Genomic DNA, 22083 nt, shown 5'->3' on the forward strand with positions numbered 1-22083 from the left:
AAGATTACCCCCTATTTTTGATCGCTGCCAAAAAAGCCCGCATTACTTGTTCGGCTGAAACTTCCAACAATTCAGCTCCTCTTTCCATTGCTTCCTTTAAAGGCATGGGAGCGTTCACCAAACTATGAACACTCGTTATTCCGTGGTCATATAAAACTTCAATACCTGTTCCGATCGATCCAGCCAAAACAAATACCGGAATACCATGCTTTTTGGCTTCTTGTGCAACTCCCATGGGTGTTTTGCCTGAAGCAGTCTGGTAATCGATTTGGCCCTCACCGGTAAAGACACAATCGGCACCGGACAATTTTTCACCCAGTTTCGTATACTCCATGACAATATCGATGCCCCTTTTTGTTTCTGCACGGAAAAAGGCTTGAAATGCACCTCCAATTCCTCCTGCAGCACCAGCACCTGCTTTATCATGCAAGTGTATGCCTGTTTTGATTTCCACCAAATCAGCCCATGATGATAAAGCCTTATCAAGCATTTCAACCATGTCAGAAGTCGCCCCTTTTTGGGGTCCGAATACCCTTGATGCCCCATCAGGACCGACTAACGGATTTTGGACATCCGAGGCAATCAAAAATTCGGAATCCGCTATTCTGGAATCAAAATCCTCCGTATTAATGTTTGATATCCGTGATAATTCGGCACCTCCGTATCTCAGAGTTTTACCTTCTTCATCAAACACCTTCATTCCCAAAGCCTGGAGCATACCGACACCGCCATCGTTGGTAGCGCTTCCGCCAATCGCTAAAATGAACTTTCGACAGCCATCATTCAATGCCTTTTGAATAAGCTCCCCTGTCCCGTATGAAGTTGTGATCAATGGGTTCAACTCAGCTGGATCGACAAGGCAAAGACCAGATGCACTAGCCATTTCAATCACACAAGTTTTTTGATCGCCCAAGATTGCATATGCTGCCTGAACATCTTCAAGTAAAGGTCCTTTAACGGTCACTTCAACTTTTCGACCATTTGTAGCTGCTACAAGACTATCCATCGTGCCTTCCCCGCCATCCGCCGCAGGAACCAGTACTGTCTCCGCATCCGGCAGTGCCTTCCTGATTCCTCGCTCAATAGCTTTTGAAGCTTCTGTTGCTGATAAACTTCCTTTATAGGAATCTGGTGCAATAACAATTTTCATGCTCAGTTCCCCTTTTAATATATTTTTATATCAATTAATTATAATCTTCGGAAATATTTTAATCATCGTTCATTCTAAACGAAAATTTGTATGACATATTGGATTTTTTTGGTTATACTATACAGAAAAAATAATCTGTCTGAAAAGTTTTCTGTTATTTTCCTATTTTCATAAAGTATAAGATAGCTAAAGGCTTAAACTATCGACGATCCCCTTTACATGAAAAATCATAGCTTGTTTGCATAAAATATGATCACCATTCTGTTAGCAAATAAAAAACTCTAGAAGGATGACTTGAATGCTGACCCAAGAAATTGCAATGGAAATTGTCAAACAAACCACCAATAGACTTAACAGAAACATTAATATTATGGATGATAAAGGAATCATCATCGCTTCCGGAAATCATGAACGCATCGACAAATTGCATTTAGGAGCAATGGAAGTACTGAAAACGGGAAATCCGTTAATCATTCGCGAAAATGATCGTCATCAATGGGTAGGTGTCCTTCCTGGAATTAATTTGCCGATTAATTTTCAAAATGTAATTATAGGCGTCATTGGGATCACCGGAGATCCGACAGAACTTTTGGAATTCGGCGAATTGGTGAAAATGATAACGGAAATGATGCTTCATCAAGCTTTTATGGCGGAACAACTCGAATGGAAACAACACTTGAAAGAATTGGTATTTGAAGACTTATTAAAGAAAGATATCAATCAGCATTCGATTGATCAGAGACTTGAACTGATTGGAATGAAATTAGAACCTCCCTATCAAGTGGGGGTAATGGAAATGAAATTAAATCCGTTAAGTAAGAATGAGCTGATTCAGATGACTGAAACTCTTTTTGGTTCCCAGTATGCCCTTGTTGGGTTCCTGAGTGTGAATCGGGTTTTCATTCTCACTACGGCGCTTAGCGGAAATAACATTGACAAAAGACTGGATTCAGCAATCAAACAATTAAAAGCAAAAGACTTCGTTATACGAATCGGTTTGGGCTCTATCGTGGATAAGGAATCATCCATCGTCCACTCTTTCCGCGAAGCTGAAACAGCACTTTTACTAGGTGAAGCCAAACAAGCTTTATCTAGATATACTGATGTGGAAACAAAAGCTCTGTTGGAAAGGATAGATGAGCGGACGAAACAGCAATTTCAGGAAAGAATTCTAGGCAACTTATCTGAGAAGTTGATTGAGACACTGCATCAATTTTTCCTTAGTAACTTAAATATCGGGGAATGTGCCAAAAGAATGTATATCCATCGTAATTCCCTTATATACCGATTAAAAAAAATCAAGGAAATTACCGGATATAATCCACAAGTGGTGCATGATGCCATAACTTTGCAGTTAGCCATTTGGGTAAGCCAATCGAAAAGGAGAAGTTGAAAGATATTGTGAGAACATAATGCCTATTTAATTTTTTTCGTTCAATCCCTTTAAAAGCTTGCATTGGAATTTTGTATAATTGATCGAATTACCGAGTAGATTAAAAATACATGATTTTTTTGCATATCAGGAGGGATTGAATGAGTGGCATCGCAAATGTTTTAATTATCCTTGGATTTACCGTTATTTTCATCATTATCATCATTTTGGTTTTACTATTACTTTATATGATTTTCTTTGATCGCATGCAGAAGCATCATGCAATTTTAAGAAATTACCCCGTGCTTGGGAGAATACGATACTTTCTGGAAAAAATCGGACCTGAGATGCGGCAATATTGGTTTAACAGTGATAACGAAGGAAAACCCTTTTCCCGCGATGACTATGAACATATGGTGAAAAGTTCAAAATATTTACGGGATGTCATAGGTTTTGGTTCAAAGCGGGATTTTGATGAGGAAGGCTTCTTTGTTAAAAATAGCATGTTTCCAAAATTGGCCGAAGAAGAAAAATATGATCGTGAAACCAAAGTGACGACAAAAAGATACATTCTATTGAAAGACCCGCTTTTCTCACAACGAGAAGAAAAATGGGAAGATGAAGCTTCCTCTGCATTCTTATTGGATGATGAGGATGCCGTAATCATCGGCCCAAACACTAAGAATCCCTTTCGGCTAAAAGGTCTTATCGGAATGTCGGCCATGAGTTATGGCTCTTTGGGTAAGAACGCAATCACTGCGCTTTCTGAGGGATTGGCTGCAGCAAAAGGCACCTGGATGAATACAGGTGAAGGCGGACTATCTCCTTACCATTTAATCGGCGGCGTCGATATCATCATGCAAATTGGTCCAGCCATGTTTGGGGTTCGGGATAGTACCGGCGAAATGGATTGGGATGAATTAAAGAGAAAAAGTGAAATACCCGAAATCAAAGCATTTGAAATCAAATTGGCCCAAGGTGCCAAAACTCGCGGAGGGCATATCGATGCTGAAAAAGTGAATCCGGAAATCGCTGAAATCCGTAAGGTCGTTCCGTACAAGGCAATTGATAGTCCGAATCGGTTTCACCAATACGATGACGTAAAATCCATGTGCGATTTTATCGAAAAAATCAGGGACCATACAGGAATCCCGGTCGGCATTAAAATGGTAATCGGCGGAACTGACAGTGTTGAAGAGCTTGCTAGCTACATGAAAGAAACCGGGAAAGGACCGGATTTCATTACATTGGATGGCGGTGAAGGAGGAACCGGTGCTTCTTATCAGGAGTTGATCGATAGCGTAGGATTGCCGATAAAATCCGCTTTACCGATTTTAGTATCGACACTGGAAAAATACGGCGTCCGCAATAGGGTCAAAATCATCGCCTCCGGTAAATTGTTCACGCCTGATAGAATTGCGATCGCTCTAGCCATGGGAGCAGACCTTGTGAACATAGCCCGGGGTTTCATGATTGCGATAGGATGTATACAGACGATGAAATGCCATTCCAATGCTTGTCCTGTCGGGGTAGCCACCACTGATCCGGAATTGCAAAAAGCACTTGTCATCGATGAAAAGAAATACCGTGTGGTTAACTTTCTTGTAACCCTTAGAAAAGGATTATTTCGGATCTCAGCGGCTGCTGGTTTAGAATCGCCTCTCCATTTTCAGCCTAAGCACATTAGCTATAAGGATGATAAAGGAATTGTCACATCTCTTGAAGATATTATGAAAGAAGTTAATGGACAAATAGGGTCCAGGCAATGAAAAGACCACCGCCCAAGTATGATGGGCGATGGTCTTTTCTTTTTCGATCAACTTTTTCGATCAATGAATCCGTTATAGGCCAATTGTATCAGGCATGTATTCGAGTATCCCCTGTCTCTCCACTTTTCCCTTACCCGCCAGCTTTCCATAGCGATAATAAACATAAGATGGAGTAATTAGCGGTTTAGATGACTTTACTATAGTTGGGGAAAAATTTCAGATGGATTGATAATACCATTTGCCATCACGTTTAAACTTTCTGCATTGGTCATTCAAAAGAAGGTATTCTAGGTGTGCCAATGTTTCACCTACAGCAAATCTGGTTTCGTGAATGGACAGATTTCCAAATAAGATCTGGCCAGCACTTTTTACAGAAATCGGCTCTTTCATGTTTTCATGAAGTACATGCAATCGGTCCTGGTGGTGATCCAACAATTCAACAATTCTTTTATTGGCATTTTGAAACGGTTTCCCATGAGAAGGGATGACATATTCAACGTCAAGCTTTTGTATTTTTTTCAAAGAATTAAAGAACTCTTCCAATGGGTTGCTGAAACCTTTAAACCAATAAGATATATTTGGAGATATCTTGGGCAATATATGATCTGTCGAAAAAAGGACGCTATTTTCCTTATTATATAAGGAAATCAGGCCGTCCGAATGTCCCGGAGTGAAAAGCACTTCATACTCATATTTGCCAAAATGCAGCTTCATTCCTTCTTCAAGATGATTATTTACGGTAGGATAGGGTTTTACTTGGGGCATGAATCCGCTTTCGTCACTGGATAAGGCCGCGGCGACATCTTCTTCCATACCACACGCATTGTAATTTTCTTTAAGCAGATTCAGCGAATCGGCTTCCCAATACGTAGTTCCCGCATGCTCATCCACTTCTGTCATCCATACATCCGCACAGGTCAATTGTTGTAATGTCCCTGCATACCCGAAATGATCTGGGTGATAATGTGTGATGATAATATCGGCAATATCGTGTTTTTCGATAATTGGGTTCCATATATCCCTGGTCGTTTTGTTATTTAATCCCGCATCAATGATAGTCCATCCTTTTTCACCTTCCGCCAAGTAACAATGGACATGGTCCAATCTAAAAGGCAATGGAATGGTAATTTGAGTAACTTTCAATTCATTCAGCAAGTATAACTTCCCCTTCCGATGTAACTACATTTACATGAAAAAAATCGAAATTGCTAAAAACAAAACATTTAAGTTTATTAAATAACGTATATCATTAATCAATTCGACGAATTTTCTCAGTTTCCTTTAATCATATCCAGAGCCAATCGATTAAAATCCAGAAGCCATAGCCTAGGCGCAATGGTTAATTCATGAAAATTAAAAAAACGCCATTAAAATTAATGGCGGCAGACTGTAGACAAACTCGATGAAAATCGAGTTTGTCTATTTTTATGGCTTGTACAATTTGGACGTTGATTGGAACGTAGGGCACTCGCTTTCCGAGGGCGGTCGGCCCTCGGCTTTCGCCTGCGGGGTCTCCCCTAGACGCGCTTTTCTAAGCAGGAGTCTCGTACACCCGCTCCAATCAACTTTGTCTTACCTTTTACGGCACTTCGTTTTACATATCTTCCTCGATCGTTTGAACAAGGTTGAAAAGAAAATGATAAATTAAATGAAAAGCTTCTTCGAATGACATGCCTTCTTGAAACCCTTTAATGTTATCCAAGGCAACATTCACATCCCATAGCCCTTCGCCCTGGTTAAACATTAAACTGAACGACCCAATTCCTTCTTGGAGTTCCTTGGTTAAATACGTTTTTAAAACATCTCCCATTTTTTTCTGGAATTTCAATCCGAACATCGCGTTATATGTGCCGAAAACATCATCGACTTCTAACGAAAGTGCCACAACTCCGATTAATTCGAACCATCGTGATTCAAAGTAAAGGAATTCATCTTTGTTTTTTTTCAAATACTCAATCGGTTGTGATAAAAATGCAGAGTTCTCTTCAGAGATTAATTCTTCGCTCTCTTTATTACTGCGCTCCATATAAGCATCCGTAAAACGCGATGCATTTTCTTTTTTAACTATGATGATATCCTCGGGGAGTAATTTATGCTTTTCTACATAATCCTTTTCTTTTTTAAATAACTCAATCTTGTTTTCGATTACGGATTCTGATATGTATGATTCCATTTGTTTTTTTAGCATGATATGTCCTCCTAGTGTCTTTTCAAGCTTTCACAATTTCAATCATAGCATATTCAGTATAGATAAAATAACTTTGTGAAAGAAATTACAATATCAGATGTGGCAATCATTTCTGGACTCCGATATAGTAGTGGTAAGCGTTTATACATATGAAAGAAATGAGATGTTGAATCATGCAAAAAATCATTGTAGTTGGTGCAGGAATTTTGGGAGCTTCCACTGCCTATCAATTGGCTAAAAATGAGGTTGAAGTGATCATTATTGACCGCCAAGATGTCGGTCAGGCAACATCTGCAGCTGCAGGAATCGTTTGCCCGTGGATATCGCAAAGGCGCAACCAAGCTTGGTATCTTCTTGCCAAAAATGGTGCGGCCTTTTACCCTGGTTTAATTGAAGAACTTGAACGGGACGGTGAAACCGAGACTGGGTATGCCCAGGTCGGTGCCATAAGTCTGCATACAGATGAAGCTAAACTGAATGCCATGAAGAACCGGGCGGCAAAACGGCAAGAAGATGCACCGGAGATGGGGGCGATCACCTTACTTTCCGCAGAGGAAACACGTGCCTTATTCCCGCCTCTTTCCAGAGAATATGCATCCGTTCATGTGAGTGGTGCAGCGCGGATCAATGGACGCGCACTGCGTGATTCCTTATTGAGGGCTTCACAAAAATACGGTGCAAAACTTATGTATGGCGAAGCTAAACTTACATATAACGGTTCTCAAGTGTCAGGTGTAACACTTAGAGATGAATTCATTCCTGCTGATAAAGTGATTGTTTGTGCTGGCGCTTGGGCACCGGAATTACTGAAACCACTGGGCGTGAATTTTCAAGTCACTTTCCAAAAGGCTCAAATCATTCATCTGGAAATGGCAAATGAAAATACAAATAAATGGCCTGTAGTCATGCCTCCGAGTGATCAATATCTTTTGGCTTTTGATCATAATAAAATCGTTGCGGGGGCGACTCATGAAAATACGGAAGTTTTCGATAACCGAATGACCGCAGGAGGGCTGCAGGAGGTTTTCAACAAAGCCTTGCAAACCGCCCCCGGTTTGACAGATAGCACGTTTGTTGAAGCGAGGGTCGGATTCCGTCCATTCACGCCGGGATTCCTTCCCGTCATAGGACCTTTACCTGGCTGGGGAGGCATAATCGTAGCCAATGGTCTTGGAGCTTCAGGTTTAACTATGGGCCCATATATAGGCTCACTATTGGCAAACCTCGCACTTGACAGAGAAATTGAAATAGAAATCGATAATTATGATGTAAGAGGAGCGCTATAATTTAACTTCCCTTTAATTAACTTGCTGTATGAACTCGACTGATCAGAAAATGATCAGTTCCGTTTTTTTCAAATGGTCCTTTTCAAAAAAAAATCAAGGACCTTTAATGGGTCCTTGATTCAGACTGTAGACAAACTCGAGGAAAATCGAGTTTGTCTATTTTTATGGCTTGTCCAATTGGGACGTTGATTGGAACGTAGGGCATCGCTTTCCGCGGGAGGTCGGCCCTCGGCTTTCGCCTGCGGGGTCTCCCCTAGACGCGCTTTTCTAAGCAGGAGTCTCGTACCTTCCGTTCCAATCAACTTTGCTTGAACTCTTAGTTAGAACACTTCTGCCTAGGGTCATTTTAAAATAGAAGTATTAAAACATGAGTTGATGAAGATGCTTTCTAAAGATGATTCTATACAGCGAGATCAACTTGAAATGATTACTTTAGATTTAGTTCAACTGGTGCCACCGAACCATTTGGTTCGTAAATGGAGGCTGCCATTGACTTCACTTACATTTATGACTTGGTGAAAGATATGTATTCAGAGGTAGGACGCCCAAGTATTGATCCAGTTATTTTAGCCAATATACCTTTGGTATTCGTTCCATGCGTAAAACGATTGAAGAAGCGGAAACAAATAAGCCTTACCGTTGGTTCTTAGGCTATGGTTTTCATGATAAAGTACCTCCTACTCCACGTTCGGGAAAAAACATGCTGTTCTTTGAAATGAAAAAATAAGAATCTTCCATTTCAATTTATTTCATCTATTTATTAATATCAGGTTCACTTACTTCTTCATAAATAACTTTTAACTCTTCAATAGTGAGTGTTTTTAAAAATTCCTCTAATTCATCCATGTTAATGCCTCCTATAATTAAGAACATTCGTTCCTATTATAATCACCATAATATCAGTAGTAAATAGTTAATTTTACTTTTAACATAAATAGATGAATTATAGAATTCAATAATCAATTGTTTCCCATCCTTTCATACCTACAAAAGCTTCAATGAGCATACAGCACTCCTTTTTAACCCACAGTCATTTCCTTTGAAAAATAGTGCAGTAACATCATTTTCATTTGCTCTTTATTTGCTGCAAATTGCTTATGACGATGACCATTTCCTCCAGATGGATGAGGAAATCCTAGAAGTATGTTATTGGCATCCAAATAATCTTGACCCGCTAAATAGTTTAAGACCTTGGTAACATTAACGCCTAAAGGAATAATAAGCGGACGATCAATGGTACCTATTTCGGTAGCAAAGCCTTCCATTATATTTTTTTTAAGCAACTCGGTCTTTAAAATGTTCGGAGTTGTTCCACTATAGTTTTTTCCGTTATAAAAAACTGGGTAGGTTAAAACTGAGGTAGTATGAACGAGGTGACTCGCTTCGCCAAAAAGATCCAGTGTGGACGAAATGTTTAAGTATGTGTGTAATCCAAGCTCATCCAACATTTTAACTAAATTTTTTCTCATCGTTCCTTCAAAACTGGAATTTTTTTTTACTTCGTGCAGGATCTCTTCGTCACCATGCAGGTGCCCTCTTGCATTAATTACGGTAGAATAAGACTTTTTCATTTGATGTAAACCAGGAGTGATTCCGACAACCACCACTTTGGCCCGTTCATTTATATATTCGAAAGGAGCATAATATATTTCGAGTTTTTTCTTTTCTTCTCTTTTAAGCAAAAATTGCTCACTCTTTATCATTTCATCTGTATAGACAGCAGGTAAAGCTTTAATTAAGTCTTTAAATTGCGTAAACTTAGAAAAATTAGCGATCCCCATAAATTACTACCCCTTCTTCCCTTTATTTATTTTGGCCAATCCAGTATATCAGAAATTCAGATTTGCCACCGACATAGGGGCATTATGAACCTTGTTGGAAACCTCTCAAAAAAAAGATAAATTGCTTTCCAACCCTTGGATTGAAAAGAATTTATCTTGAAAATGGTATTTGGGGATGAAAAAAATGTTTGGGTTTACAAATTGGAACTATTGATTGAATCTTCCGCGTTGGCGAAGTAATTCACGATTCAGGTTCGGATCCTTTTCAAATGCAGCGCGGCCGTGAAGCCAGAATATGTTGTTGACAACAACTAAATCTCCAACAGGCAGTTCAAGTTCAAGCACACTTTCATCTCTTTCTAATGAATTGGATAAATCGCGCAAGTATTTGGCTTGTTCGATTGATTCAGGATAAACAAATTGATCGATAAAACATACACCAGGTTTGTTATTATGATTGAAGAAGGTCAATCTTTCAATTTCCTGGTCAACGTTCTTGCTTTTTGGAGCTTTATACGTAAATTTGTGGCTGGATAATGGATGATTCACATACATATCAAGCTCTTTCCAATCGTCTAAATGCAATAAACGTGATTCGCCACCACGTGCATTTTGTTCGATCATCTTCATCATTAGTAACCAGTCCGTTGGTTCATCTACAAAGGTGCCATCCGTATGAAGTGTAAATAAACGATAAGCCTGACGTAAATATGAATCACTGCTATCCGTGTCTTGAACACTGAAGCGGGCATAATATTTCCCTGACATGGAATCATGGTTTGGAGTTCCCAGCAAGTATGAAATGGCCGTTGCAAAAATGACATATTCATCTGTATTCTCCGTGACACCCTCCAAGCCAAGGGTGAAGCCGCCGGATTCCCGATCATGAACGATGTTTCGAAGCAATTCACCAAAGTCTTCCCCCACTTGATCCAAAAGATATGAAGCAATGATGAGTCGTGCATATGGCGTATATTCCAGATGTTGAACAGACTGATTATCCTTGGATACCGTTTCTAAAAAAGCAGCAATCGCCTCTTTTGAAATTTCAATATGATATAAACGGCTGGATTGAGGGTGGACTTTCACCTCGTATTTTTCTGTTTTCCTTTCAAACTTCGCTCTCTTTTTTTCTGCAATGTTCATGAATGATTCCTCCTGTTATTTGTAATATAGGTGACAAGGTTAACAGGAAATATAAAAAGCCAGTCGCACATGATCCCCAAATAAAATGGGAATCCAACTGTACAACTGGCTTATATTCACTTCACTGCTCTATGCAAATAGAGTCACAGCGAATATGCAGTTTATGTATGATTTATTTTTCCTGTTTCCAATCATTAAGATCTTTACACGATTCTGAAAAGGTAGTTTCCAAAAGGTGTTAATGTCATAATATTGGCTTAATTACATTAAAACGTTTTTTCATATAATTGTCAACATATTTTACAAATTATTCTGATAAATTATTTTACTAACTTGGTAGTTTCGTTTTTTCTGCCGCTTTAATTTGCTGAAAATGGAGATCCAGGTCCTTCAATGCAGCAATCAATGCATTAGCCGCTTTCCCCCGATAATAAGATGTAATCGATTCTATCGCTTCATCAACACCATCATTTAAACTGATCCCTTTTAATAAACGCCCAATAAATTCCCGTCCATGCTCTGTTGCCAGTGTACAAGAAGCCTCCAGGATAACACCATATTTAGCATCGACTTCTGCAGTGATGGTCAATGTTTCAAAGACACTTTTCGCCGCCATCCCTTGAGGTAAACGTGCGTGACCTGCAATAAAAATTGTTTTACCATTGAACATGAGGCCTCTTCCTCTCTTTAACGAATATTATTTTGTCAATACAGCTTCCAATAAGTGTGTTTGTTCCGGAATGCGGGTAACAACCTCTTTTCCAATTTCAATGGAGGCTGTTGCTGCAGGTGACGGTGCATTACAAACATGAATGGTCCGTTTCCCCATTATAATATGAAAATCATCCACCATATTACCATCATCCTGTAACGCCTGTGCTCGGACTCCGGCAGGTGCAGGGATTAAATCATCTTCTTGAATTTCCGGAATCAATTCCTGAAGGCTTTTCGTAAATTGCTTTTTACTAAAAGAACGGACATATTCATCCATCCCTTCCTTCATGAATTTACTGGCCAGTTTCCAAAAACCTTTATAGCTTAAAACTTCAGTTAAATCCTTCGCATTGAAATCGGTTTTTTTATAACCTTCACGTTTGAAACTTAGTACAGCATTTGGGCCAGCATCTACTTCGCCGCTAATCATCCGTGTGAAATGAACTCCTAGAAATGGAAACTTAGGGTTAGGTACCGGATAAATTAAATGATTGACAAGAAAGCGCTTTTCGGGCTTCAATTTAAAATATTCACCGCGAAACGGGACAATTTTCATATCAGTTTTATACCCCGCGGCTGCTGCGATACGGTCACTGTGCAATCCAGCGCAATTAATGACTATCCTTGCTTTTATTGTCCCGTTGTTCGTAGCGATGATGACTTCATCAGAATCCTCGTCAATCTTCTCCACCTTTGTATTCAGCTTGATTTCACCGCCGTTGCCTCGGATGATATCCGCCATCTTTTCACTTACCTGACGATAATTGACGATGCCAGCTTGCGGGACGCGAATCGCTCCAAGTCCATTAACATGCGGTTCAATTTCCTTTAACTCTTCCACACCGATTCTTTGGATAGCTAGCTCATTTTGTAAACCGCGTGAAAATAAATCATCTAGAAGGGGCAACTCTTCTGGTTTTGTTGCAACAATGACCTTGCCGCAAATATCATGATCAATTCCATGCATCCTACAGAATTCCGTCATTGATTTGCTTCCTTGACGGGCAAACCGTGCTTTGAAACTGCCTGGTTTATAATAAATTCCTGAATGGATGACTCCGCTGTTATGCCCCGTTTGATGATCTGCAACAACAGCCTCTTTTTCAATGACTACCACTTTAGCATTAGGAAACCGCTGATAAAGGGCCATCCCCGTCGATAAACCTACAATTCCCCCGCCAACAATTGCGAAATCATACACAATTAACACTCCTTTTATTAATGATTTTTAGTATTCAGCAACTCCATATACGTAATTAAATTGTTCTTAGTCCGTAAGATGTGAAATTCTACTGCTGCCCTTAGTTCTGCAGGATCCCCTCTTAGTGCCGCTTCATATATCATCCGGTGTTCCCGTTGTGTTTCTGGGTAATAATCAATCAGTAAATTCGGCGCAATGGGTGAGATACCCAACGTTTCTACCATTTTTTGAACTCTTGGCCATGGGCACCCTTTTCGGAGGGTTTCATGAAAAGCCGCATTCAAAAGGATATAATGTTCATTGGTTTCATCAGATAACTGAATCCCTTCCATTTCAATCAAAATTCCCTTTAATTTTTCTTTATCCTCCTTTGTTAAATAAGGAAGCGACTTTTCTACAGCAAGGCCTTCAAGCAGAGACCTGGTATGATAAATTTCTTCAATATCATCCCGGGTAATCGGTGTGACGATTGCTCCTTTATGAGGAACCATTTCCACCAACCCCTCCATTTGAAGTTGTGTAAGGGCTTCACGAATGGGCATTCTGCTGACTTCGAGGCGATCTGCCCACTCCTCTTGGATGAGTCGCTCCCCCTTTTTCAACGTCCCATTCAAAATCGCCTTCCTTAGACTTTTCGTTACATTTTTTACGATTGTAGATTTATCTCTTTTAGAATTAGCATTATCCAATCCAGCGTCCACCTTTCGATATTGGATACAATTTAAACTATATCAACTTAATGAAGCGATTACAATACAGAAAATTAAATAAATTGTATCCAATTTTAAAAACACTGGATACAATACTAGGTAAACATCTACTTTTCTCATATAAAGATAATTTATGGCATTCATTTATATGTAGCTATACACTAGTGATTTAAAATAATCATCTTATATTGTTCAGTTCAGTATAGAGAAGTTTTTTTGGGATGAAATTCCATTCAAATCAAGTCTTTTTGTATCAAGATACAATAATATCTTATCTGCAGGCTCCAAGCGTGTTAAAATCAAACAAATATAGTTATGATACAAAATTTGAAATTGGTAAAAGTCATTAGAATAAAGGGGAAAATTGCATGGCAGAATTAATCGATTGGAAAAATAGTGCTCACGGGCATAAATTCATAGCATCTTTTAGCGGAGGAAAGGATAGTGTCTTAGCCTTATATAAGGCATTGAACGTTGGAGAAGCTGTAGGACTGATTGTCATGCTGGAGGAGGAAGGCAAACGTTCCAGATCCCATGGAATGCCTCCGGAACTCATAAAAGCCCAAGCTGAATCAATAGGTTTGCCTGTATATACTGCAGCTGCGAGTTGGACTGATTATGAAAAGGTATTTATGCGCCTTTTAGAAGATGCGAAGAATCAAGGAGCAGAAGTGTTGGTAACTGGGGACCTGGATATGCCTGCCCATGGTTGTTGGCATGAAAAGGTTACGAAGAATGCCGGGTTGAAGCTTGGAATGCCTTTATGGGAAATGAACCATCGTGAAGCTGTCGAAGAGTTCATCAATCTAGGATTCGTTACGATCATTGTAACCGTTAATTTATCATTGGGAATGCGAGAGGATGATTTAGGACGAACATTAACCCATGAATACGTGAAGGAACTTGAAGCTCGCGGCATTGACCCCTGCGGAGAAGGTGGAGAGTTTCATACTACAGTAATAGATGGGCCTATTTTTAAACAGCCAATTCCAGTTTGTAAATGTGAGATTATTAAAGACGGGGAGTATGCTTTTTTACCTTTGGAGCTAGATAAGATGACGAATAAGAGTACCTTATAACCGAACTTATTATCAATATTCCTGGCAACAACTCTATACTGCACCCCAATTATGTGATTTTCTTTAAGGATTGAGGTGCAGTTCATCTGAGGAGCCCTTTAACAATAGGATAAAATTATTTTAGTTAACATAATAAAATTATAGTAACTTAACTTTTCAGCAATCATTCATTGCTGATAACTTTCTGATTCATTATTTGTTAAATTGGAGAACAACAGACTTTTAGAAGAAAAAAATTTCTAAAATACTATTTTAATAAGAAATTAAGCGATAAAAATCAGTACTGGTGACATCAAAAAAAAAGACTATATATTCTAGTCTTTTTTGAAAAGTCATTCGGTTGATTTAAAACTGTTGCCCTAATAAAACTCTTATATTTCTCAAAAATCCTCAGTGAAGGCGATTTTCTTAGTATAAGGAGCTTATCCCCCTCCGAAACCCCTTTCACCTCACCCCACCAATGATGCCGGTTTTATCTCCCCTTTCAGATATAACGAAATAATGTTTCTCTATAATAATGCTCTATTTAAGGACTGTGTTATCCATATAAAAAGAATGAAAAATACAGGAGTTGTCTTCGTCCGTTCAATTAATAATAGAAATCCATTAATGTTTCGTCCATTAAATCCTGTGTGAGTCCTATGTAAATCATCGTATCTTTGGGATTGGAATGATTAAGGATTTGCTGCAGTAGAGCGATATCCTTGAATTTTTGGTAATGCAAATAGCCGAAGGTTTTTCTGAGGGTATGTGTACCGACATCCGGAATGTCTGCCATTTCAGCCGCTTTGTTCAGAACTCGATAGGCCTGCACCCTGGTGATTGGACCATTACCTTTTCGACTTGGAAATAAATACTGTTCATTTTTCAGGTTCGATTTGCGGACATACTTCCTAACTTCCTTACGAAGCTGAGGATTGACAAGGAACCGCTTAATTTTATCTGTTTTTTGCTCCACAATGACTATATGCGTACCCTCAAGGATGTCTTTCACTCGCAATTGTAAAAGATCCCCTATACGTAATCCGATGTTTATCCCGATTGAAAACATCATATAATCCCTGTAGCTGCAATATTTTAATAGTGATTTTTTCATCTTTTCTATGTGATCTAACCTGCGTATCGGCTGAACATTTTTAATTCTTTGAGAGGTTGCTTGCATGAACGGCTCATTCCCCTTTCTCCTTCTTTCATTGTACGTGAACAGCTTAAAAAAAGGCAAGTTTTATAAATTTTTATACGCTTATAAACCTTGATTTAACGGGATTTCGAATGTATCAATAGAGGTCCTTTGTTACATTCGGAATATTCTAATAAAAGTGACCCAAAAAGCGCTTGTAATCTACTACCCTCCTTTCACAGGCTTATAGCTTCATAGAGCGCTTTTAATCGGTTCTTGACTTATGACTCCAATGAATTAAAACAATAGCTTTAAAAGCCAAATACGGAGCTCGTTTTTTTGACTTTTTTAATATTTTTGTAAAATAATGTATACCACACCTATAATCCGATGAATTTTCCATTCATTTGGCAATTCATTTAATTTACTATAATCTGATTATGTTAACTTTGGTTTTAAACATTTCTTCATTTTAAATTTAACAAAGAGAATTCAATTTACTTCCCTTTGTCAAATATCCCCCAATCCATTAATGAATATAAAAACTGGCATCATCAATGATTTCTATGTCTTTGTGACTTTTCAGCTCCTCCATCAGCTGGAAAAGCGCTCCATCTTTTTGTTTTGCTTCAATCATGCAATCGAGATGTGGTAAGCTTCCCTTTATTTGTTGTAAAAATTCCATGAACATCCCAGTATCCACAAATTCAGCATGTGCTCGAAATTCTTTATCGGACCTTGGACTTGAAATATGCATTTTAGGGTGTAGTTTGGAATTACTCCAGGTAGTCAATATTCGGTCCCAATGATCTTTCCAATCTTCATTTGGTAAATGATGTGCGAGGTGATGGTGATAATCAAAAACCATTGGTATTCCCAATTTTTCACATAAATAAAGGGTTTCCGACAAAGTAAAGGTAGTATCATCATTCTCAAGAATGACCATTCTTTGAATCGATTCCGGAATCAAACCCCAATTATGGATAAACTGCTCTAATGCCTGTACATGCTCGCCGTACCCCCCGCCAACATGCAAAACACAGCGATGTTCGGGATCCACTCCCATTTTTTTTAATAATGTATAATGCATCCTTAATGTTTTTAAGGATGTCCTCAGAATATCAATATTTGAACTATTCAAGATGACAAAATGATCTGGATGAAAATCTATCCTTATTTTGGGGTGATTCTTTATGAATGTTTTTAATTTAGCCAGTTCTTCTGAAATAGCTTCTATGTAATCCCATTCTGGAATTTCCGGATGATTGGCTAAAGGGATAAGTTTTGAAGAAAGCCTAAAGAACTGAATATTATTGGCTTCGTTATGAATCAGTAAACGCCAGCAATTATGAAGATTGGATATTGAAAGGCGTTCGAGCTTCCTTATCGCTGCATCTCTGTCCTTAATCTTCGAAAACTGAGTATAAGTCATCGTTTGGGATGGCGAACAGTTTGGCACATGATTACTCATGGCTACATAACCAAGGCGAATTAATGTCAAGGTGATGGCTCCTTTACGGTTGAATGTTTAATGGAAGTATTCCCCTTTTTGACCAATAATATATATGTGAAAAATCCACCGTTCCAAGAAATTAAAAAAATGGCCTTTTTCCGAAAGAATATCGGGCCAAAACCATTTTCCAAATTATCATTTCAGAATTTCATACTTTTTTTCACTTACACTTCAGGGGTAGGAGTTGGTTTGGCATACCCACTTTTATATTTTTCATCGACTTTATTCCGGATCTCTTTGACGCTCATACCATCATTCAAGTCCAATATGGATTGCGCAGCAATTTCCAAGCAAACTCCGCATCTTGTACCGTGGTCATCCCAAACCACTTCCCCATTTTTTTTATTCTCATGGATAAAGCAATCATAATTATTTTTATGGTTAGCTGACTCTCCGCAACCGCAATAACAAGGTATTTTTTCTAGTAAATCTTTATTTTGTGCAACAGCTAAATAGATTGTCTTCATATCCTCTGGTTTTTCAGCTAAGAAATCCGGTGCTATTTCCTTACTGCTGGTTTCCTCCTGAAGATCTCCGGATACCGTATGCTCTGAATGTCCTTCATGGCCGCTTTCTTTATGTACAACACTTTCCTCTTCACTTGAACAACCTGAAAGTATTATTGAAAAACAGATTCCCATAGTTACCGTCATTAATTTCAGATTCATTTTTACACTCCTTGCTTCTTTTAATACTCCCATTTTATGGCACGTAAGCTGTTTCTACAAGCATAAGTTTCCTTAATTATTAGGATTTAAAATGTCAAGCATACTATAATGGCTTTCCGGTACGACTTAATGCATATTTATAGAGTATAAACCACACTTTAAGAAGTAAGAGCGAGGTGATCTTGTTGTGAGAATGCTGCCATCATTCTTAATTTTGTTAGGCACATATTTACTTATTATACTCCTTGATAAATTACAGGGCTTGAGTATATTCCACTCTTTCTATAGTATCAAACAATATTTGATAGTAGCTCGTGGAGAAGATTACTTTCTACTCATTACATTCACTATAATCTTTCTTATTTTGAACGTAATCTCAGTAAAAAAAAATCGGCAGCCTCCATCTTCATGATACTGCCGCCGGTTTTAATTTTTGTTTTATATATACGGTAAGCAATAAAAGAATTGGGATTCCAATGAGGAAAGGTAGATGCAAAAGGTAAGGGACGATTTTTAACCCTTCATTTATATGTGCCTGATAACTAGGAGCAATCATAATCGAAGAGATGAAAATAACACCGCCAACAAGATAAATGAACATAGGAGAAGGTTTCATTTGAAATAAGTCTGCTGCGCCAATAATGGCACAAAAGAAGAAAATCGAAATTTTAATGAAGCCTAAAATGATCATTAAAACAAGAATAAAGGTATCCAGTCTTTCAATAAAATCAGCGATATTAATATAACTCACGGCTGTAAGAGCTGGGAAATTAGACCTTAATACCGCCTCGGGACCTAATACAGACAAGAGAAGGATCGAATTAAGAGTTAATGAAACCCCACCTATAATTATCGCAAAAAGGCCCACTTTAACGGCAGAACTCTTTTTATTCAAATACGGAAGGATCATCGTAAACGTAATCAATTCTCCGAAAGGTACAGTGATACCTGTAGGAATCAACTCTTTCCATACCAATCCCCATCCGTTGCCTAATACAGGCTGAAGATTCTCCAATCTTGTATATCCTCCCAATACAAACATAATGTTCAGAATCAAAAGGCTTATGATAATAATGGCAAAGCATAAGCATGCAACACGTGCAAATGCTTCCACCCCTAGGTGAACTCCATATATTAAAACAAGTATCATGCATATCCCCAGCGTTATTAAGGAAGTACGCCTATAAGTAGAGCTAATTAATAATTCTTCAAAATCTCGTAACACTCTTGAAGCCAGATAAATAAAATAGATGATATAACAAAAACTGAATGCACCACCGATATATTTACCCCAAATTTTTCGGAGATAGCCGGTCATCGGTAAATCAGGGTATTTTTTAAATAATGAAATATACATGAAATACAGTAAACACCCAAAAAGGGTTGATAAGAGATTCACAATCCAGACGTCCTGCTTGGCGCTTTTTCCTATATCAAGCAGTAAATTACTACCAAACATAAAAATGACCATCATGCAAAATAACTGAAATCCATCAATTTTTATTTTAGGCAATGCCTCCTTCATCTCCTCATTCTTTTATTTCGACTCATAAGGTTCCATTCGCAATCCGGAATTGATAATCTCTACATGAACTTTCAATGATACCTGCGCATCTGAATATAGGGTATCCCAATTTTTTTTGTTTTGGCGCCAATAAACGGGATTTGTTCGAGACAGGGCATCACCAAAACCAAAAATATCTGACTTTTCTTTTTGAGTGATGCTAATCGTCCTTTTAATTTGCTTTTTTAATACATTTTCCATTTTTTTTTCGAATTTTTTCAACACTCTGGGATCGCTTAAATTAATCTCACATGATGTTTCCAACAGTTCTCCCATCACGTTGACATCAGTATGTATGACAGGTTTTTCATGATGGATTGCGGTAAACATTTTACTTTTTACACCGATTGTGTTGATTGTCACATTGCCTCTTTCACAAGGTATCACAACGGGGGTATTTTTCACTTTCGATGTAACGAATTGAGCGGCTCGGGCCGTTTCTCCATCCAACCATCTCACCAATTTTCCTTTTCTGAAAATGGCTAATCCCTTAACCTTAATAGTAGTCGGGTTCGTCGTCTCTAAATTTTCTGTTTGCTTCCCCTTCCCGGAAGCATTGCTTATACTGATTCCCGGAAGTGATGCATCTTTACCTTCACTCAAAAGTGAAGAAATGATTTCATAAGCTAACACCTCACTGGATGATCCATACCACTTTTGATTATTTTGTGTTGTACTGATAATATTTTTACCTGGAGTAGTCTCAAGTGGTTCAATTACCCCAAGTACATCCTTAGCAGTCTTCCCTCGCGCAATAAAGATCGGGATACTTCCTCGTGAATATTTTCCTCTATCGAGACCATCAAAGATTAAATCAAGATTATTTCGAGCTAACTTCTCACCAATAATAATGAGCGAGAGATGTGTTGTGTTATTTTCCCTCGGAATAACCGAAGCTGATTTTCCAAAAGTTTCCAAAATTGTTTTTCCTGTTATCGTATAATTGATAACAGCGAGGCTTTGACCTCCTGATGTGCTGGTTTGGGATAGGCCGCTAGGATTTATGACTTGATATGTTACTCGGTAAGGTTGTTTTGGATCGTCATTTTGGTCAACTCCCATCGCTATTATGACACCTAGCTCGTTTAATTCCCTGTAATTAGAACAACCTGAAATCAGTAAGCAAATGGCTGCCATCCATACTAGTGAAATATGCATTTTCATTTTTCGTCCCCCGTAATTAGCCAGTTTTATTTTCTTGATGATTTTTTCAATAGTGATGGTAGCGGGAAACGAAAAAAAACATCTCTTTGCTCATTTAAACGAAATGGAGCAAATGGGGCAAAATAGGGTACACCAAAAGACCTTAGGCTGCTCATATGAAGCCAGATACATAGAGTGAAAAGCAATATGCCATATAAGCCGATGAATGCTGAAATAAAAATCAGCATAAATCGAATTCCACGAGACACATTGACTAGACTGGTATTTGGCAGTGTAAAACTGCTGATTGCAGATATGGCTACAATGATGACCACTGCCGCTCCCACAAATCCCGCTTCAACAGCTGCCTGACCTAAAATGAGTGCTCCTACTATGGATACAGCCGGCCCTATTGCCCTTGGCATTCGAATTCCTGCCTCCCGTAAAATCTCGAAGGCCATTTCCATTACCAGTATTTCGACAATCGCTGGATAAGGGACATTTTCTCTTTGAGCCATTAAACTGACCAGTAAAGTAGTAGGAATAAGCCCTTGGTGATGAGTAATTAGTGCCAAATAAATAGCGGATGCATACATCGACAGAAAAAAGGCTCCGAATCTTAACATCCTTAAAAAGGAGCCGATATATTGATTTTGATAATAGTCCTCCGGAGATTGAAAAAATTGAGAAAACACTGCCGGTACGATTAATACAAAAGGAGTTCCGTGAATGATGATGGCGATTCTACCTTCTAATAAATTCCCGACTACCGCATCAGGTCGTTCGGTATTCAAAAGAAGGGGGAAAATGGTCGTTGAATCATCCCGGATAAATTCCTCAATGTAATTCGATTCAAGAACTCCATCAATATCAATGCCCTTTACTCGTTCTTTGACTTCCTCCACAATACTCTCATCCGCAATTCCCTGAATGTACATGATTCCAATATCCGTTTGTGTGACACTTCCGACTTTCAAGCTTTCTAAGCGCACATCAGGATTTTGAATTCTAGCACGAATTAAAGACGTATTGGTTCTTAAATTTTCAGTAAAACTATCTTTTGGTCCTCTAATGACCGTTTGGCTTGTCGGCTCGGTTATGGCACGGGATGGCTGACTTTTCGTACTGGCGATGAATGCTTTTGTACTGCCATTCAATAATACAACCGTATCTCCTGTCAAAACCGCTGATAGGAATTCCTGCCAAATTTCTTTAACGGTTACTTGGGATACCGTTAAAATATGGCTTGCCCTTTCCTCCATCTCTGTCAATGTTTGATTATTTTCTTTAAACCAATCTATTAATGGTTCAACTATATTTTCATTAATGATGGTAGCGTCAGCCAAACCATCAAGGTGGATTATAGCTGCCTGTATCGATTTATCGTGTGGAGATTCAATCATTCGAACAGACAAATCTGAACTGTCCCCAAGCACGTTCTTCAATCTCTTTACATTTTCATTTACCTCGCAGGATAAGGTGCCATTGGTTGTAGATTTTTCTTTAGCTCTTTTAAGAGAACGTCCTATTCTCACTTTTCCGCCCCTTACTAAATAAGTGTGTGTTCGTTTCACTAATGATTGCTTTTATTATTTGTATCTAAGATAAATATATGTAATAAAAGGATGGCGTGAAAAATTTTGATAGAAGGTTTTAATGAAAAAAGCCGATGCATTCCC

The 22083-nt window shown here is 38.5% G+C and carries 18 protein-coding genes and 1 pseudogene; 5 read left to right on the plus strand and 14 right to left on the minus strand.

Going from position 1 to position 22083, the window contains the following annotated elements; all coding sequences use genetic code 11:
* Nucleotides 1-4 precede the first annotated feature (4 nt).
* Nucleotides 5-1150 (minus strand): glycerate kinase, encoded by a 1146-nt coding sequence (locus NYE65_RS25230; RefSeq protein WP_340862004.1) that lies wholly within the window; start codon nucleotides 1148-1150, stop codon nucleotides 5-7.
* 298 nt (nucleotides 1151-1448) lie between these two features.
* Between NYE65_RS25230 and NYE65_RS25235 the strand changes: the two genes are divergently transcribed.
* Both NYE65_RS25235 and NYE65_RS25240 read left to right on the plus strand, forming a co-directional pair.
* Nucleotides 1449-2543 carry a CdaR family transcriptional regulator gene (locus NYE65_RS25235; protein WP_340862005.1) on the plus strand — a complete coding sequence of 365 codons (1095 nt, stop codon included), beginning with the start codon at nucleotides 1449-1451 and terminating at the stop codon, nucleotides 2541-2543.
* A gap of 140 nt (nucleotides 2544-2683) precedes the next feature.
* The gene (locus tag NYE65_RS25240; RefSeq protein ID WP_268591745.1) at nucleotides 2684-4291 is read left to right on the plus strand and encodes an FMN-binding glutamate synthase family protein; all 1608 of its coding nucleotides are present in this window, start codon (nucleotides 2684-2686) and stop codon (nucleotides 4289-4291) included.
* Nucleotides 4292-4507: 216 nt separating this feature from the next.
* On the opposite strand, the gene NYE65_RS25245 is transcribed toward NYE65_RS25240, so the two are convergent.
* Nucleotides 4508-5446, minus strand: a complete 939-nt coding sequence (locus tag NYE65_RS25245) for an MBL fold metallo-hydrolase (RefSeq protein ID WP_340862007.1) — start codon at nucleotides 5444-5446, stop codon at nucleotides 4508-4510.
* 439 nt (nucleotides 5447-5885) lie between these two features.
* Nucleotides 5886-6479, minus strand: a complete 594-nt coding sequence (locus NYE65_RS25250) for a branched-chain amino acid aminotransferase (RefSeq protein ID WP_340862008.1) — start codon at nucleotides 6477-6479, stop codon at nucleotides 5886-5888.
* A gap of 173 nt (nucleotides 6480-6652) precedes the next feature.
* Between NYE65_RS25250 and NYE65_RS25255 the strand changes: the two genes are divergently transcribed.
* Both NYE65_RS25255 and NYE65_RS25260 read left to right on the plus strand, forming a co-directional pair.
* A complete protein-coding gene (locus NYE65_RS25255; protein ID WP_340862009.1) occupies nucleotides 6653-7765 on the plus strand; it encodes an NAD(P)/FAD-dependent oxidoreductase in 1113 nt (370 codons plus the stop codon).
* A gap of 381 nt (nucleotides 7766-8146) precedes the next feature.
* Nucleotides 8147-8465 (plus strand): annotated as a pseudogene (locus NYE65_RS25260) (transposase); the annotation flags it as partial.
* A gap of 319 nt (nucleotides 8466-8784) precedes the next feature.
* On the opposite strand, the gene NYE65_RS25265 reads toward NYE65_RS25260, so the two are convergent.
* The 5 genes from NYE65_RS25265 to NYE65_RS25285 all read right to left on the minus strand — a co-directional run bounded on the left by NYE65_RS25265 (nucleotide 8785) and on the right by NYE65_RS25285 (nucleotide 13296).
* Complete coding sequence (locus NYE65_RS25265) at nucleotides 8785-9546, minus strand: hypothetical protein (RefSeq protein WP_340862010.1); 762 nt, start codon at nucleotides 9544-9546, stop codon at nucleotides 8785-8787.
* Nucleotides 9547-9753: 207 nt separating this feature from the next.
* On the minus strand, nucleotides 9754-10692 hold the full coding sequence (gene glaH, locus NYE65_RS25270) for a glutarate dioxygenase GlaH (RefSeq protein ID WP_340862011.1): 939 nt from the start codon (nucleotides 10690-10692) through the stop codon (nucleotides 9754-9756).
* Nucleotides 10693-11020: 328 nt separating this feature from the next.
* A complete protein-coding gene (locus tag NYE65_RS25275) occupies nucleotides 11021-11362 on the minus strand; it encodes a DUF3870 domain-containing protein (protein ID WP_034306813.1) in 342 nt (113 codons plus the stop codon).
* Nucleotides 11363-11389: 27 nt separating this feature from the next.
* On the minus strand, nucleotides 11390-12607 hold the full coding sequence (gene lhgO / locus NYE65_RS25280) for an L-2-hydroxyglutarate oxidase (RefSeq protein ID WP_098185979.1): 1218 nt from the start codon (nucleotides 12605-12607) through the stop codon (nucleotides 11390-11392).
* Nucleotides 12608-12624: 17 nt separating this feature from the next.
* Complete coding sequence (locus tag NYE65_RS25285; protein ID WP_106026344.1) at nucleotides 12625-13296, minus strand: GntR family transcriptional regulator; 672 nt, start codon at nucleotides 13294-13296, stop codon at nucleotides 12625-12627.
* Nucleotides 13297-13685: 389 nt separating this feature from the next.
* Here NYE65_RS25285 and NYE65_RS25290 point away from each other — a divergent pair, with 389 nt between their 5' ends.
* Nucleotides 13686-14396: a Dph6-related ATP pyrophosphatase gene (locus tag NYE65_RS25290; RefSeq protein ID WP_340862012.1), complete on the plus strand. Its 711-nt coding sequence runs from the start codon at nucleotides 13686-13688 to the stop codon at nucleotides 14394-14396.
* A gap of 589 nt (nucleotides 14397-14985) precedes the next feature.
* Here the strand turns inward: NYE65_RS25290 and NYE65_RS25295 are convergent.
* The 6 genes from NYE65_RS25295 to NYE65_RS25320 form a co-directional block, all read right to left on the minus strand.
* Entirely contained in the window at nucleotides 14986-15558 is a 573-nt protein-coding gene (locus tag NYE65_RS25295) for a site-specific integrase (protein WP_194719377.1), read from the minus strand.
* 487 nt (nucleotides 15559-16045) lie between these two features.
* Entirely contained in the window at nucleotides 16046-17017 is a 972-nt protein-coding gene (gene uvsE / locus NYE65_RS25300) for a UV DNA damage repair endonuclease UvsE (RefSeq protein ID WP_268591752.1), read from the minus strand.
* A gap of 176 nt (nucleotides 17018-17193) precedes the next feature.
* A complete protein-coding gene (locus NYE65_RS25305; RefSeq protein WP_230137383.1) occupies nucleotides 17194-17697 on the minus strand; it encodes a PCYCGC domain-containing protein in 504 nt (167 codons plus the stop codon).
* A gap of 406 nt (nucleotides 17698-18103) precedes the next feature.
* Nucleotides 18104-19210, minus strand: coding sequence for a GerAB/ArcD/ProY family transporter (locus NYE65_RS25310; protein ID WP_340862013.1), 1107 nt, complete (start codon nucleotides 19208-19210; stop codon nucleotides 18104-18106).
* Between the two features lie 24 nt (nucleotides 19211-19234).
* Nucleotides 19235-20425: a Ger(x)C family spore germination protein gene (locus tag NYE65_RS25315; RefSeq protein ID WP_340862014.1), complete on the minus strand. Its 1191-nt coding sequence runs from the start codon at nucleotides 20423-20425 to the stop codon at nucleotides 19235-19237.
* A gap of 26 nt (nucleotides 20426-20451) precedes the next feature.
* Nucleotides 20452-21939, minus strand: coding sequence for a spore germination protein (locus tag NYE65_RS25320; RefSeq protein WP_340862015.1), 1488 nt, complete (start codon nucleotides 21937-21939; stop codon nucleotides 20452-20454).
* Nucleotides 21940-22083 lie beyond the last annotated feature (144 nt).

Source organism: Peribacillus sp. FSL R5-0717, from assembly GCF_038002945.1.
Lineage (GTDB): Bacteria > Bacillota > Bacilli > Bacillales > DSM-1321 > Peribacillus > Peribacillus frigoritolerans.

Coding starts and splice junctions, on each gene's coding strand:
- NYE65_RS25290 (WP_340862012.1), top strand. CDS start 13,686: ATGGCAGAATTAATCGATTGGAAAAATAGTGCTCACGGGCATAAATTC.
- NYE65_RS25275 (WP_034306813.1), bottom strand. CDS start 11,362: ATGTTCAATGGTAAAACAATTTTTATTGCAGGTCACGCACGTTTACCT.
- glaH (WP_340862011.1), bottom strand. CDS start 10,692: ATGAACATTGCAGAAAAAAAGAGAGCGAAGTTTGAAAGGAAAACAGAA.
- NYE65_RS25250 (WP_340862008.1), bottom strand. CDS start 6,479: ATGCTAAAAAAACAAATGGAATCATACATATCAGAATCCGTAATCGAA.
- NYE65_RS25240 (WP_268591745.1), top strand. CDS start 2,684: ATGAGTGGCATCGCAAATGTTTTAATTATCCTTGGATTTACCGTTATT.
- NYE65_RS25255 (WP_340862009.1), top strand. CDS start 6,653: ATGCAAAAAATCATTGTAGTTGGTGCAGGAATTTTGGGAGCTTCCACT.
- NYE65_RS25315 (WP_340862014.1), bottom strand. CDS start 20,425: ATGAAAATGCATATTTCACTAGTATGGATGGCAGCCATTTGCTTACTG.
- NYE65_RS25305 (WP_230137383.1), bottom strand. CDS start 17,697: ATGAATCTGAAATTAATGACGGTAACTATGGGAATCTGTTTTTCAATA.
- NYE65_RS25230 (WP_340862004.1), bottom strand. CDS start 1,150: ATGAAAATTGTTATTGCACCAGATTCCTATAAAGGAAGTTTATCAGCA.
- NYE65_RS25265 (WP_340862010.1), bottom strand. CDS start 9,546: ATGGGGATCGCTAATTTTTCTAAGTTTACGCAATTTAAAGACTTAATT.
- NYE65_RS25235 (WP_340862005.1), top strand. CDS start 1,449: ATGCTGACCCAAGAAATTGCAATGGAAATTGTCAAACAAACCACCAAT.
- NYE65_RS25295 (WP_194719377.1), bottom strand. CDS start 15,558: ATGCAAGCAACCTCTCAAAGAATTAAAAATGTTCAGCCGATACGCAGG.